The 14,721-nt window shown below is 59.6% G+C and carries 12 protein-coding genes; 7 read left to right on the forward strand and 5 right to left on the reverse strand.

Features of this window, described 5'->3' with window-relative positions:
* Positions 1-11: 11 nt before the first annotated feature.
* Genes ACIQAL_RS11580 through ACIQAL_RS11605 form a run of 6 tightly spaced genes read left to right on the forward strand, consistent with a single transcriptional unit; the run spans position 12 to position 7,306 of the window.
* Complete coding sequence (locus ACIQAL_RS11580) at positions 12-1,127, forward strand: NAD(P)/FAD-dependent oxidoreductase (RefSeq protein WP_401145355.1); 1,116 nt, start codon at positions 12-14, stop codon at positions 1,125-1,127.
* Positions 1,124-2,071 carry an ABC transporter substrate-binding protein gene (locus ACIQAL_RS11585; protein ID WP_401145357.1) on the forward strand — a complete coding sequence of 316 codons (948 nt, stop codon included), beginning with the start codon at positions 1,124-1,126 and terminating at the stop codon, positions 2,069-2,071. The genes ACIQAL_RS11580 and ACIQAL_RS11585 overlap by 4 nt, the downstream gene beginning before the upstream one ends.
* A 52-nt stretch (positions 2,072-2,123) precedes the next feature.
* Positions 2,124-3,482 (forward strand): SidA/IucD/PvdA family monooxygenase, encoded by a 1,359-nt coding sequence (locus tag ACIQAL_RS11590; RefSeq protein ID WP_401145359.1) that lies wholly within the window; start codon positions 2,124-2,126, stop codon positions 3,480-3,482.
* Complete coding sequence (sbnA, locus tag ACIQAL_RS11595) at positions 3,479-4,498, forward strand: 2,3-diaminopropionate biosynthesis protein SbnA (RefSeq protein ID WP_401145361.1); 1,020 nt, start codon at positions 3,479-3,481, stop codon at positions 4,496-4,498. Before ACIQAL_RS11590 ends, sbnA begins: the two co-directional genes overlap by 4 nt.
* A complete protein-coding gene (sbnB, locus tag ACIQAL_RS11600) occupies positions 4,491-5,498 on the forward strand; it encodes a 2,3-diaminopropionate biosynthesis protein SbnB (RefSeq protein ID WP_401145363.1) in 1,008 nt (335 codons plus the stop codon). The genes sbnA and sbnB overlap by 8 nt, the downstream gene beginning before the upstream one ends.
* Positions 5,489-7,306: an FAD/NAD(P)-binding protein gene (locus ACIQAL_RS11605; RefSeq protein ID WP_401145365.1), complete on the forward strand. Its 1,818-nt coding sequence runs from the start codon at positions 5,489-5,491 to the stop codon at positions 7,304-7,306. Before sbnB ends, ACIQAL_RS11605 begins: the two co-directional genes overlap by 10 nt.
* 124 nt (positions 7,307-7,430) lie before the next feature.
* Here ACIQAL_RS11605 and ACIQAL_RS11610 read toward each other — a convergent pair whose 3' ends face one another.
* The 5 genes from ACIQAL_RS11610 to ACIQAL_RS11630 all read right to left on the reverse strand — a co-directional run bounded on the left by ACIQAL_RS11610 (position 7,431) and on the right by ACIQAL_RS11630 (position 14,027).
* The gene (locus tag ACIQAL_RS11610) at positions 7,431-8,141 is read right to left on the reverse strand and encodes a substrate-binding periplasmic protein (RefSeq protein ID WP_401145367.1); all 711 of its coding nucleotides are present in this window, start codon (positions 8,139-8,141) and stop codon (positions 7,431-7,433) included.
* 233 nt (positions 8,142-8,374) lie between these two features.
* Positions 8,375-9,658, reverse strand: a complete 1,284-nt coding sequence (locus ACIQAL_RS11615; RefSeq protein WP_401145369.1) for a hypothetical protein — start codon at positions 9,656-9,658, stop codon at positions 8,375-8,377.
* A gap of 22 nt (positions 9,659-9,680) precedes the next feature.
* Positions 9,681-10,985, reverse strand: a complete 1,305-nt coding sequence (locus ACIQAL_RS11620) for a hypothetical protein (RefSeq protein WP_401145371.1) — start codon at positions 10,983-10,985, stop codon at positions 9,681-9,683.
* Positions 10,986-11,585: 600 nt separating this feature from the next.
* Positions 11,586-13,205, reverse strand: a complete 1,620-nt coding sequence (locus ACIQAL_RS11625) for a glucan biosynthesis protein D (protein ID WP_166593963.1) — start codon at positions 13,203-13,205, stop codon at positions 11,586-11,588.
* 192 nt (positions 13,206-13,397) lie between these two features.
* The gene (locus ACIQAL_RS11630; RefSeq protein WP_401145373.1) at positions 13,398-14,027 is read right to left on the reverse strand and encodes a LysE family translocator; all 630 of its coding nucleotides are present in this window, start codon (positions 14,025-14,027) and stop codon (positions 13,398-13,400) included.
* Positions 14,028-14,181: 154 nt separating this feature from the next.
* Here ACIQAL_RS11630 and ACIQAL_RS11635 point away from each other — a divergent pair, with 154 nt between their 5' ends.
* Positions 14,182-14,655 (forward strand): Lrp/AsnC family transcriptional regulator, encoded by a 474-nt coding sequence (locus tag ACIQAL_RS11635; protein ID WP_341964660.1) that lies wholly within the window; start codon positions 14,182-14,184, stop codon positions 14,653-14,655.
* Positions 14,656-14,721 lie beyond the last annotated feature (66 nt).

Here is a 14,721-nt window from a genome sequence, read left to right on the forward strand (position 1 = left end):
AGGAGACGCTGATGAAAACGTCATTCGATGTGATCGTGATCGGCGCGGGTGTCATGGGCGCGTCGATTGCCGCAGCGCTCGTCGAAAGCGGCCTCGACGTTGCCCTTATGGAAAAGGGTATCGGCGGCGGCCAAGGGGCAACGCGTGATACCGGCGGCATCGTTCGAGCGCTGGAACTGGACCCCGCTTTGCGCCCGCTGACCCGTCGCGGCGCGCATCACGGCACGACGGGGATCGTTCATGCCGTGTTCGAACAGGCCCTGAAACGCACCGGCGTCGCGTACATTGCCAATTCTGAAATCTGCGGCCGTTATCTCGATGCCGTGGGCACGCAAAACGTCGAGCTGCATGCGTCGGTCAGCGCGCTGGACAACGGTCGCTTCAGCGCCTTCTGCAATGACGAATGCCTACTCATCGAACGTGACGGTGGCATGGTCGATGCCTTGTCGGCGGTCTCGAACCTGTGCCGTTACGTCAGTGAGAAGGCAACGTTTCTCGATCATCTCGCGGTGGATCATTGCGTCGAACACGAAGGCTCAGTTCAAGTGCACGCGGGCAAATTGCGTCTGGAAGCGACCTGGGTCGTCGACGCCTGCGGTGCTGATGGTCCGCTGCCGAGGCCGCCTGGCGCGGTGCACGCCCGCACCATTCCGTTTACTCGGGTGAGTTGCGACGAAGCCCCGAGCATGCCGGTCATCGCGCATCATCTGAACACCTATTTGCTGCCGCTTGGACGCACCTTGATGCAAGTGGGCGGGCAGCGTCGTCATCGCGCGGACCACGCAAGCCACTTGAACCTGTCTGTGATGGATAACGAACAGGACGTGATGGCGCGCATCGCCAAGCTGGGCTTTGACACGCAGCACAGCCTTCCGGTTGTCACCCAAGTTGCTTGGGATGCCTACACCGATGACGGTCGGCCGTTGATGGGTCGTTCCAGCGCCAACAGCCACATCTATCTGGCCACAGGCTTTTGTGGCATCGGCTTCAAGATGGCGCCTAGCGTCGCAGAGTTGCTGTCTTTCGAACTCCGCGGTTTGACGGCGGGCGTGTCGATGGATGCTGACCATCGCTCGATCATGAAGGCGTTCAACCCCAGCCGGTTCACCGAGGTCGCCTTGTCATGATGCGCCTGGGTATCTGCGCCGCGCTGGACGTCGGCACCACGCTGCATGCCCGCAGCTTTCTGCGTGGTGTTTACCTCTCAAGCCATTTATTCAGCCACGTCCGACGTGCGCAGCATCTCTACTTCGACGATCGTGCCACGGCTGCTGGCGGTCGTGCGGCGGCCGAGCGTTTTATCGACGCGCGGGTGGACGCGGTGATCGGTCACTTTGCGTCCGAGTCTGCTGCCGCCGTGGTGGAGAGTTATGCACAGGCGGGCATTCCGCTGATCCTCCCAGCCTCGACCGCTGCGGCCCTGACCGAACAGGGCTGCACCACGTTCAGGGTATGTGCCTCGGACAAGGTGTTGGCAAAACGGCTGCTGGCGTTTGCCGAAACTCAAGGCCTGCTCAATCTTGCGCTGTTCGCCGATCAAAGCCTGCACGGTCAGCGCCAGTTAAAAGAGCTTGAGAACGCTGCTAAGTTATCCACAGTGCAGATTGTTCAAGACACCGTTCAAGCCGACGCGCTGGTGTTTTGTGGACGATTGAAAGCCAGCCGCCAGTTCCTTGTGGAGAACCGCCTTTCCGGTTGTGGATTACCGCTGTTTTTCACCGACGATGCTGCATCACCTGCGTTGGTGAGCGGATTACCGCAGACCGGCACCGTGTACGTGGTCAGCTTTCCCATCGCCAGCGATCTGCCCGAGGCCCAATCAGTGGAGCGGGCGTACCAACGGATTTACGGCGAACCGGCGCCGGTCTACGCCATCGAGACGTTGGCCGCGTTCTCTCTGATAGACCTCGCCGTTCGCCAGCACCGCAGCCTGCTAACGGCGCTGCGTTCCGATGAGTTTTCCACACCCGCAGGCCCCATCCGTTTCAGCCATGGGGAGAACGATCACGCCCGGGTTTCGCTTTGGGTCTACGCCGACAAGCGCGTCCATGAAAGACGGCTGCTGTGTTGAATCGGGCCGCTCCCGGCTCGCCAAGTCTTTGAACCTTTCAGGAAGAACCACCATGAATCAGTTTGAAATCGAGGGTTTGCGTCAGGAGCTGGACGTCGTGTCGGTCGGCTTCGGTCCCGCCGGTATCGCACTGGCCTGTGCGCTGGAAGACGAAGCGGAAGATAACGGCAAGAAGCCGTTTCAGCGCGTCCGTTTTTTTGAGAAAGGGCGCGATTCGACTTGGCACGGCGCCTTCCTGCTGGCGGGCACTGACATCAATCATCACGTTTTTCGTGACCTGGTGACGCCGCGCAATCCCCGCAGCCGTTTCTCCTTCGCGATGTACCTCAAGGAGAAAGGGCGGCTGTACAAGTTCGGTCTGCTGGGACGTCCCGCAAGCCGCGTTGAATGGTCCGACTACATCGGGTGGGTCGCCGCGCAATTAAAAGACTACGTCTCCTACGATGAAGGCGTGCTGGATGTGTTGCCCGTTGCGGAAAAAGGCATCCTGCGCGCAGTGGATGTGGTCACCGCTCAAGGGACCTATCGTACCAAGCGGCTGGTGCTTTCCCACGGCAGTTTGCCCAACATTCCCGAAGCGTTCAGCCCTCACTTGGGCGGGCGGGTTTTCCACACCTCGCAGTATTTGAAGAACATCCACCTCGGCGGCGGGCCGATTGCCCAGCGCTGGCTGGTGCTGGGGTCGGGCCAAAGCGCAGGCGAGGCAGTGGCGCATCTGCTCGGTGCCGCGCCGACCACGCAAGTGCATTCTGTCCACAGGGGCGTGGGTTTCCGGGTCGGGCAACTGGGGCAGTTTCCGAACATGGCGTTCTTGCCAGAGCAGGTCGATTACTTCCACCAACTGGACCCATCCCGTCGCAGCAAGGTGTTCGACGAGATCCGTTCGACCAACTACGCAGGCATCGACGCTGATGAAAGTCAGGCGTTGTACTCCTTCATGTACGAAGGCGAGGTCAGCGGGCATCAGCGCTTGAACCTGCACACGTGGTCCAACGTCATCTCCGTCGAGAAGGTGGGCGACGCGTATTCCGTCGTCCTGCGCGACAGCAACACGGGGCTTGAAACCACGCTTTATGTCGATGGCATCGTCCTCGGCACTGGTTATGAGCAGCTCGCGGTGCCGCCGTTGCTCACCTTGCTGCAACCTTGGTTGCTGCGCGAAGAAGACGGCCATCTGGCCGTGGACCGGCACTACCGCGTGGGCCTTCAACACAGCGAGGGCGTGCAGATTCTGGCCAACGGCACGTCAGAAAAAACCCACGGCATCAGCGACGCGCAGTCGTTTTCCATGGTCGCACTGCGCGCCCAGCAACTGACCGACGCCTTGCTCGCCACGCAACCTCGGCAACTGGCGCCGGTGGTGGCACATCCCAAGCGCTCAATGGCCGCACGGGCTGAGGCACGGCCATGAACTTCATCTCGCATATCGTGGGCGATTCGAACTTCGTCCGGCTCAAGGGTTTGGGGTTCGAGAATCTGCACCTCAAGCTCGAATCCTGCAACCCGGCCGGTTCGATCAAGATGAAAACCGCCATCGGCCTGATCGACTCCTACGCCGAGCGCCGACTTATCCACAGAGACACGGTGTTGATCGAGTCATCTTCGGGCAATCTTGGCGTGGCACTGGCAATGATCTGCGCCGAACGCGGCTACAAGTTTTGCTGCGTGGTCGATCCCAACACCAACCTGCACAACATCAAGATGATGGAAGCCTTCGGCGCGCAGATCGTCATCGTCACCGAGCGCGACGATAACGACGGCTACCTCGGCACTCGCATTCGCTACATCCGCGACACCGTGGCGCGCGATCCGCGCTATCTGTGGCTCAACCAGTACAGCAACCCGGCCAACGCCCGCACCCATGAGCAAACCACGGCGCGCTCGATTCACATCGCATTTCCGGCGCTGGATTACCTGGTGGTTGGCGCAGGCACCACGGGCACGTTGATGGGCTGCGTGCAGTATTTTCGCAAGCATTCGCCACGCACCAGGATCATCGCCGTGGACAGCACAGGGTCGGTCACTTTCGGCCAGGCGCCGGGGAAGCGCTTCATTCCGGGATTGGGTTCGAGCCAGATGCCGCCGATTTTCCGCGCCAACCATCTGCACAAACAGCAAGTGGTGGATGAGCGCGCCACCGTCGCCATGTGTCGCTGGCTGGCCAAGTCCAACGGCGTCTTGGCGGGGGGATCGACCGGCACGGTGGTCGCGGGGCTGGCGGCGCCCTCGCTGGGGATTCCCAAAGATGCGGTGGTGGTGGCGATCTCCCCCGACGCTGGCGAGCGCTACCTCGAAACGATCTACAACGATGAATGGGTCATGCAGAAATTCGGGCGAGCCGAGCTGACCGCGCTGTCGTCGCAGCCCATTAGCCGCTACCTGAACACCTACGTCCACACCTTCGAGGGGGAAGCGTTGAATGTCTGAATTCCATGTCATCCCGGGCGCCGTGATCAAGGACATCCTCGACAGCCAGGCGCACACCATGGTCGCGCGCGTCGAACAGGTTTATCTGCAACATCACGACGGTCAGACCCTCAACCCGGACAGCTACTTCCTGCGTTTTCCACAGCAACCCGCCAACCGCATCATCGCGCTACCCGCATCGCTGGAGGGTGACGACGCCGTCGCGGGCATCAAATGGATCTCCAGCTTTCCCGGTAACGTCGCCCAGCAAAAACCTCGCGCCTCGGCGGTGGTGATCCTCAATGATCGCGAAACGGGCTACCCCTATGCCTGCCTTGAAGGCGCTCAGATCAGCGCGGTCAGAACAGCGGCGTCAGCGGTGTCAGGCGCTTACTGGCTCAATGGTCAGTCGCGTCAGGCGAAGTCTGTGGGATTCATCGGCGCAGGCGTTATCGCCCGCAACATTGCTCGGATGCTGGCGGTGGAAAGTTGGGAGATCGAACAAGCGGTGGTGCACGACTTTGACGACGCGTCGGCCTTGGCGTTGAAGGGATTCATTGAGCAGACCGACTTATGCACAGCCCGCACGGGCTTATTGGAAGACGCGCTGGCGGCAGATCTCGTGATCTTCGCCACCACGGCGGGTGAGCCGTATGTGAAGCCGCCGATGGCGTTCCGCGCCGGTCAGGTGGTGCTGAACATATCGCTGCGCGACGTTGCCCCTCAACTGCTGCTGACGGCTAACAATCTGTGCGATGACGTCGAGCATTGTATGAAGGCCAATACCTCGCCGCATTTGGCGGAGCAAGTGACCGGCAACCGTGAATTCATGAACGGTACTCTGGCCGGGTTGATTCGCGGCGAGGTGAGGCTTGATCCGGGCAAACCCTCGATCTTCTCGCCTTTCGGGCTGGGTGTGCTGGACCTCGCGTTGAGCAAATTCGTCGTAGACACGGCGCTAGCGGATGGCCGCGCCGTCGCCATCGACTCGTTCTTCGGAGAAACACTGAGATGGAATTGAGTGCCGATCTGCGCCTTGATAGGTCCTTCGTAGAAACGACCCCTGTGGATAAAGTCGGGCAAAAACCGGCAATCAAAATTGGCATTGTCGGCTGTGGGTCACGTGGGCTGACCGTGCTGGAGCGTCTTTGCGCGTTGGCGGGCGAGGGTGAGCGGCGGGTGGAGATCAATGTGTTCGATCCCCATCGGCCGGGGCCGGGCCTGCATTCGGTTGAGCAGCCAGAGTATTTGATGCTCAACACTGTGGCGTCGCAGATTTCCATGTTCCCTGATCAGGCTGCTCTGGGCGGGTTGACGGGCCGACAAGGGCCGAATTTCTACGAGTGGTGTCTGCGTTTCAAATCCGCCGAGCGTGTGGTGAAGCCCAATGAGTTTCTGCCCCGTTCCTGGCTAGGCGAATACCTCGCGTGGACTTATGACGAGGTGATTCGGACGCTGCCCGAGCAGGTTCAGGTGATTCATCATGCGCGTACTGTGGATAACGTCAACTACACCGATCAGGGCCGTTTTGAATTGTCCACAGGGGTTAAAAAACACCGCGTCGACTGGCTTTTGATCACGGTCGGCCATGCTGAAAATTGGAATTCAGCGCCGCCGATCACTCAGAGGACGACGCGTCTAAAGGCTTATCCACAACCGTATTCGCTGCAAACGATTTCATCCACAGATGCGGTGGGCGTTGAGGGGCTCGGCCTGGCTGCAATGGACGTTGTCGCCGGGTTGACCATTGGCAGAGGCGGGCGCTTTGTGCAAGAACCCGATGGACTGCGCTATCAGGCATCAGGTCAGGAACCGCAGGTATTCATGTACTCCCGCAGCGGTCTGCCTTACCGCACACGCCCCGACATCACGCCCCATCGTGTGGGAGCACCCGCGCTGATCTTCACGCTGTCTGCGGTGGCCAATCTTCGCGCCCGGCACCCGGACGGGCTGGACTTCGAAGCGCAGGTGCTGCCGCTGCTCAAGGCCGAGATGCTTGCGGAGTACTTCGGCATGGTCGCAGCGCAGCAAGGCGACTCGGCCCTTCGCATCAAAACGGAGGTCGCAACTGCGTTTTACCAGGGCGAGATCGAAGCCAAACATCGCGAGCTTGCCGAGCTTTTTGAGGTGCCGCTTCTGGTTGACAGCGTGTACAACCCTCGCAGCATGGCTGCCCTTGTGGATAAATATCAGGGGTGGGTCGAAGCGTTCATCCGCGATGATCTACAAGAAAGCATTCTTGATCTGGACCACAGCCCGATAAAGGCAGCCGTTGAGGTGTGGAGAAGTTGCCGCGAACAGCTCAGGCGAGTTGTGGATAACCGAGGCCTGACGCCGACGTCACACACGGTTTTTTTCAACAAATACGCTCCACTGGTCAACCGCATGGTCGCTGGACCGCAAAAAGAGCGGCATCAAGAGTTGCTGGCCCTGGCCGAAGCAGGCGTCATTCAGTGGGTTCATAGCACACATGTTATTTACAACCCTGAAAATGGCGCCGTTTCAGTCGCATTGGGAGACGGACGCACCTTGGTGCTGGACGCCAGCGTGCACGCCCATGGCAGTGACGCCCGAAAAGCCGATGGCCACCCCGCGATCATCCGCCAATTACGCGCCGCCGGAATTATCCACAGCGCGGCTGAAGATGTAGAGGGTGTGTATGTGGACAGCCACGGCAAGGCGCAGCACCACCTGTGGATAACCGGCCCCATCGTTGAGGGAGCGACGTACTACAACCACTACGTGCCGTCGTCCGGCAGCTATTCGCGAGCGTTCGTGGATGCGGATCGTATCGCGCGGGAGATGTTGGGGATGACTGTCACGATTTGAATCAAATCGACTGTGGGGCCGGTTTGCTAGCGAACGCGGTGCATCAGACGGCAAATCGTCAACTGATCCGACGCTTTCGCCAGCAAGCCGGCGCCTACAAGTCAGCGCTATTTCTGAGACCTGTCTAACACCTCGTTCCCGTGGCTGCGCACGCCACCGCAGTGTTCCCTGGCAGATAGCGCCGTCTGATGCCATCCAGCTCTCCAGTGCGGCGCAGGGTATCGATGGCGTGGTTGATTTGCCCGAGCCATTTCGCGTGTGCCGGTTGGAGTTTGATTACCAGCGGCGCTTCGCTGAGCTTGGCGCCCTGGCGGAACTGGGTAGGATCAAGGTGGGTGGTGTTGATCAAACCTTCGAAAATATCGTCCACCATGGCAATCGCATCGACGCGTCGGCTTTGCAGCAGCTTGATCAGGGCGTCGTCCTGAGAGGTCTCAAGCCGGCCGAGACGGTGAGTTTCAAGGGCCGGTTCCAACGCCGCGTAGGTGTAGCCGCGTACTGTGCCGATGGTGAGGTGATCCATCTGCTCGATGGGTTGTCCGAGCGCGGGATGGTCTGCGAGGAAATACAGGTGCTCGCTGACGATGGCGTAGGGTTTGGAGAACACATAATGCTGTCGTTCTTCAGGGGTGTTCCAGATCACCGCGTCGGCGTAGTTGAGGTCGATTTCGTTCTTTTGCAGCATCGATTGCAGACGGTTGACGGGGTACGTGACGAAGGTGACGTCCACGTTCGCGAGTTGCATCACTCGGCGGGTGATGTCCACGGCCAAGCCGCGCAGGCGACCGTTATCGTCCTCGAACGCATAGGGCTTCCACTGCGCAGTGCCTGCCACGAAGGCTTCCGCAGCAACGGGCAGCGCGATCAAACAGAGCAAGCACACAGCGAGCAGTCTGCAACGTAACCCCATACCTTCCCCCGATCATGGGCATCCATGAAGGAGCCCAAGCCTAGCAGCGGAAAATGTCGAGCACGTGTCGTAATGCCACTATTTGCAGGTCGTTTCACGAAAAACCACGAAAAAAGCCCGCGCAGACGAGGTCAGGCGGGCTTTTCAGGGTGGTTGAGTCAGGCGCCGGGGCTTAGCCGGATGATTTTTGGAAACTCGGTAAGACTGACAGACGCCGTGCAACGGTCGCCGGTGCAGCTCCAGCGTTGCTCGCTGTTTACCATCCCCTTGCTCGCCATTTGAGTATCGAGCACCCGCAACGGCGCGTTGTTCATCGCGTGGCTGACGACCTGGTCTTCCCGGGTGCGTCCCGTGGCCCAGGCCACGACGATCCGTTCGCGTCCATCGCTGAACACCAGTTTGTAGAGGCCGTCAGACTGCAAACTGGCGCTGGCGTCGTACTCGAAGTCTTTCAAGTAGGGGCTGATCGCTTTGAGCACCGAGTAGGCCGGTTTGGGGCTCAGGTCCACGTTCAGCAAGCCAAAGTTGTGTTCCTGATCGTCGCGCTTGTTGCCATCGTTGATCAGGTCGTACCACCAGATGCCCTTGATCGAAGGCACGGTGCGAGCGAGAAACCAGGCGCGGGCCAGGTAAGCGGCCTGACGCGTAGTGTCGATGCCGCAATTGCCCTCATGACTTGGCCAGCTCATTTCGGTCAAGTACAGAGGCACAGGCTCATGGGCCAGGCCCGTGAAGCGCCGGTCAAGATCGCGCATCCAGTTAATCCAGCTTTCCGGTGTGTTGTGGTCGCGTCCCTCGCAGTGCACGTAAGGATGGAGCGAAATGCCATCTGCGTAATTCATGATGCCCGCCGTCAGCAGGCGATCCACGAAACCACCCTTGATGCCCGCAGACGTCACCGCACCCGCCAGCACTTTGGCCTGTGGATTGTTTTTGCGAATGATCGGTGCCGCTTCCTTCACGATGGCGACGTAATCCCGGCTCAGGCGCGAGTCGGTTGGCCCCTCGATGTCCCACTCGTTCCAAACCTCGTAGTACTTCACCGGATTGCCCAACTGGCGGGTGAGGTAATCGACGTATTTCAGGTACGGAATCTTCACCTCGGGCGTGCGCGGCTTGGCGTTGCCATTGAAGGACGTGCCGTAACCGAGGATGACGATCGGTGCTTGGTTCAACGCGTTGGCCTTGGCGAGCCACGCCCGCCATGGAGGGATGATTTGCAGCTGATTGGGCGCCGGTTCAGCGGTGGACCAGAACCCGTCATCACGCACCGAGGTGACGCCCGCCAGGCTGGCCAGCTCCAGACTACGCAGCGGCTGGTTAACGTTGTTCATCGAGTGGGTGGCGACACCGACGATGAATGAATCGGCAGCCGTGACGTAAGTAGAGATCAGGCACGACAGCAGCAACAGGCCTCCACGGCCAATACGCGATAGGCTCATGCGCACGCATTCCTTTGTGGGATCAGCTCAGGCCGGGGAGACCGGCCCAGGGTGCCGCTTCAACCGGCTTTGGGGCGACGGCCTTCACGTGCGACCTCGCCGCCATTGCATGCCCGATGGCCATGCCGAGGAACAGGTTCGCCAGCGTTACTTCAAGTGTGTCAGTCGTCCAACTGACGATGCAGATGCAGAAGCTGGTGGCGAGCATCGCCCGGCCATAGCGGGTCGTGATGTCAGCCAGAGTGATGAACAGCGGGATGTGCAGCGCGTAGAGGAACAACCCCGCCACACCAAAGGCCGCCCAGAGGTAAACGACGGTGCTGTCGGACACCATGAACAGGTCGGCACCCACCACCGGGAAGGCCGCCACCGAACTGCCCACCAGTCCGAATCCGGCGCCGGTGTAGGCACGGTCTTCGCTGACCAGTTCGCGGATCACGTTAGGCCAGGTGTTGACCAGTCGGTCGTAGATCGATGACAGCGAGCTGCCAGTCGAAATCTTGTTGGGGTCGAAGTCGTACATCATCGCCACGAACGGCAACGCCATCCCGAGCAACACCGCCACCACGATGGCACCGCGGGTGGTCCATCGAAAGCGGGTGATCAACAGCAGGCCAACGGCGCCCGCGAAGGCCAGGACCGGCGCTTTACTGGTGGTCAGAATCACCCCCGCCAGCCCGGCGGCGCAGATGGCGATGGCCAGCATCCTCGAACGCACGGTGGTCATCAGGTACAGGCTGAAAATCGAGATGATGATCGCCAGCGCGCTGGAAATCCGGGCGAACCCGGCAGGCCGGTCGGCGTCTTCGGAGGCCCAGGTTGTGTTGGCGCTCAGCTCGGTGCCGCCAATGCTGTAGCTGTAGCCCTTCCACGGCAGGTCGGTGTACTTGTCCATCGCGATGCCCGCCAGCGAGGCCGCCAATGCAAAGGCGATGGCCCACATGAACAGCCGTTTGTGCTTGGTGATCTGATCGCCGCACGCCAGCCCGAACAGCAACGGGCTGATGCCGTACAAGGCAAAAGCGAAGTTTCCTGCCCCCGCGCCATTCAGCACGGCCCACGCAGAAGACAGCAGCAGGGCGATGAAGCTCAGCCATACGCCTGGCCCGGCCTTGAACCGGCCGAGTTCCAGCGCGAAGAACAGCAGGCAGGCGACTTTCGGGGCGTACAGCAACACCGAGATGCCAGCCTTGTCCAGGTAGAAGCGCAAGGCGCCAGAGAAGGTCTCGACCAGAATCAGGCTGATCGCGACCAGAACGATGGCCGTCGATTTGTCGAAGGACATGATCGACGGCTTTTCAACGTAAGCGGGGGTAGGCGACATCATGGGAACAGCCTCTCAGGAGCGCTGGATCGAAAATAGGGTGACAAATGAAAGAAGCGTCGTGGCCACGCTACCGCTCGCCGACGTCGGCAAACGCCGTCGATCAGATCGGTAAATCCTTGTGTGCTGGAGGGCCGTGACGGGAGGGAATTGCCGAATGGGTCCCTCTCAAAGCGGCGTGACAGGGGATATATCAGCCGCAGATCAATGGGCTGTCAATGAAATAGTCAAATTTTCGGACAGTTTGAATAACGATTAAAAATCAGGATGTGTAACTTATTGAAATTATTGAGAGTGTAAAAATTGACGCTAATAAACGGAGAAAAAAAGTGAGCCTTGTACTTCAATCCTATGGCTCATTTTCGTTACATATCCGCCTCGTTCGACCCATCTCCACCGCCTGAACAACCTTCGCGAATAAATTCGCTCCTACAGAAGTTCATCAGCGCCACGGAATGAAAGATTGACGCGGGCCCATCTGTGGGAGCGAATTTATTCGCGAATCCGGGTACAGACGACGCATCTCTATCGCCTGACCGAACTTCGCGAATGAATTCGCTCCCACAAAGGGTTCATCACCGGACCAGAGTCCGGACACCGAACTCAGGTGTATTTACGCTTATCAGCCGCAGGCGGGAAGTACTGATACAGCCAGGTCTCGCTCAGCGTACGGTCGCCAGTCTTGATGAACATGCGCATCTCCACCGGGTCCACCGAATCACTGGTCGGGTACCAGTCAAAGCTCACGCGGAAGCCTTTGATGTCCGGCAGCACCAGCACGTTGAAATCCTGCACTTTGCCGTTCGACACGGTGACCATAGGCTCGATGGCCGAGCCTTCCGGCAGCCGGTCGATGCCCCCACCATTGAAGTCCACCGCAAAGCGGCGTGCCCAGACATCCGGGTAATGCTCGCCGGGTGCCCAGCCTTCGATGAAGCCGCCCATGCCCGAACGTGTCGCGTGCACCTGCGCCAATGGCGTACTCACCGGCGGCAACGGGCTCCAGTACAGCTTGTAGCCGTAATTCATGGACATTCCGGCCTTGATCGGCACTTTCGGGTTCCAGAACGCAACGATGTTATCCAGCGTCTCGCCGGTGGTTGGCAGTTCCATCAGATCGATGGAGCCCTCGCCCCAGGCCGTCGTCGGCTCGACCCACAGGCTCGGTCGACGGTGATACCAGTCGACGGTGTCCTGATAGGTCTTGAACTCGTGATCGGTCTGTACCAGGCCAAAACCTTTCGGGTCTTTGTCGGCAAAGGCGTTGAACTGGAGCTTCGCGGGGTTGTTCAGCGGACGGCAGATCCACTCGCCGTTGCCGCGCCACATGGCCAGGCGGTCCGAGTCATGGATTTCCGGGTGAATGGTGTCGCACATCCGGCGTTCATGAGTGCCACAGCTGAACATGCTGGTCATGGTCGCAATGCCCATTTGTTCGATGTCGGCGCGGGCGTTGATGTGCGCGTCGATGTCCATAACCACGCGATCGGCCTGGCAATCGATATCGAATTTGTAAGCACCGGTCGCGCTCGGCGAATCCAGCAGCGCGTAGACCACGAAGCGGGTGGCGTCCTTGGTCGGTTTTTCGAACCAGAACTTGGTGAAGTCAGGAAACTCTTCGGGCTTGTGGGCGTAGGTGTCGATCGCCAGGCCCCGGGCCGACAGCCCGTACTGCTTGTTGCTGTCGATCGCGCGGAAATAGCTGGCGCCGAGGAACGACAGAATGTCGTTGATCGCGATTTCCGGGGCCTTGAACAGCTTGAAGCCTGCAAAACCCAGATCACCCTTGAGTTGGGTCTGATCGATGCGGCTGGCTTCATAGTTGAACAGCTCGGGGCGGAAATGCACCTCACGCGCCTCGTTCGTCGCGGGGTCCACGCTGTACATGCGCACCGGCGTCTTGAAGCCTGCGCCGACGTGGAAGAAATGCACGTCCAACTGGCCTTTGACATCATTCCAAAGGGAATGGCCTGCGTCGTATTTGATCGCGTTGAACTGCTGAGGCGTCATGTTTGCCAGCGTGGGCGGCAAGTTTTGCTTGGTGCTGACGTAGGCTTTGCCGGCCATCTGTTTGGCGAGGTCTTGCAACGTTTTGAAGTCGAAATGTTCGATGTCGCCATCTGCTGCTGCCGCCAGGGCGCGTGCTGCATAAAGACCCGTGGCTGGCAGCGCACTATAGGCTGCCAGCGCCATGGAAGCTTTCAGTAGATTCCTGCGATTCATAAGGTGAAGCCTCTGAAGAAATGCCGTGCCTTCCTGCACATAAAAGTGCGCTTTCCCAATCCTTGCCGAACGCAAATTACCAACAAACAGATAACAATCTCGGCATCTTGTTCGCAAAAAAGAGAAAAAATCGTTTCAGAGGGCTACTTGTGAGCATTCAGAGTATTGCGAGTTGTGTTTCAGGGCAGGTGTTCACGCCTGCTGGATAAAAGCCAGGCGCACGGCGAAACCGATCAGCATCGTGCCGAACACCCATTGTTGAATGCGTTGCGCGGTCGCGCTGCGGGCCAGCCATCGACCGATCCAGCCGCCTGCCATTGCGTACACGCTGTCGAACGACAGGCCGACCAGCACCAGAATCACCCCCAGTTCAGCGAACTGTCCGGCCACCGAACCCGCGTGTGGGTCGATGAATTGCGGCAGCAGCACCGAGCAAAACAGCAGGGCTTTGGGGTTGAGCAGGTTGGTCAAAAGCCCGCGCCCGACGGCTGCGCGCCAAGAGAGCGCCGTCCCACCCTCGCCGCCTTGGGCCGTCATGCTCATCGCGCCCGGTTTGAACATCTTGAGCCCCAGCCACAGCAGGTATGCGGCGCCGATGATGCGCACGGCTTCGAATGTCCAGGGCGAGACTTTGAACAACGTTGCCAGCCCCAGCGCAGCCAACGCCACATGACCGCCACGAGCGATGGCCAATCCGAGCGCCGTCGCCAGTGCTTTGCCACGACCGTGACGGGCGCCGGTCTGGAGCAGCAGGATCATGTCTGGGCCCGGCACCAGCAGGATCATCGACAGGGCAGCGATAAACAGCGCGATGTGTTCCATGGTTCGGTTCTCGGATGAAGGGGTGATGGAGGAAAATTCTAAGGCGAGAGGGTGGGGCAGGTGCTTGCGTGTTTGACCCTTGAATGGCTTAGTATTGGCATCTTCTGCTCATAGCCCTGCTGAAACGGAGTCTTCCGTGCCAAATCCGTCAAATGTGAAGCTCGACGCCTACGACCGCCGCATTCTCAATGCTTTGCAACGGGACGGTCGATTGACCAACGTTCAACTGGCAGATGAGATCGGGTTGTCAGCTTCGCCATGCCTGCGACGGGTCAGGCAACTGGAAGAGGCGGGGGTGATCAGTGGCTACCAGGCAACGCTGGATGCCGATGCAGTGGGTCTGGGATTGACGGTGTTCATCGGGGTGAAAGTCGACCGCCATCACGAAGACGAGGCGCAGAAGTTTCAGCAGATGGTCTCAGTGTTGCCCGAGGTGATATCGGCGCACATCGTTTCCGGCGAATCGGATTTTCTGCTGCACGTGGTGGTGCCCGACTTACGCAGCTACGACCGGTTTCTCACAGACACGCTGCTGAAAATGCCCAGCGTTCGGGACATTCGCAGCAACTTCGCGATACGCACCCTCAAGCAGCAAGGGCCGTTGCCTTTGGGGCATTTGCCGGTGTGACAGAGCCATCCCGAATTTCTGTGGGAGCGAATTCATTCGCGAAAAATGGGCAGACGATAGAGATGT

The sequence above is a fragment of the Pseudomonas sp. NPDC088368 genome (assembly GCF_044753445.1).
In the GTDB taxonomy this organism is placed as follows: domain Bacteria; phylum Pseudomonadota; class Gammaproteobacteria; order Pseudomonadales; family Pseudomonadaceae; genus Aquipseudomonas; species Aquipseudomonas bambusae.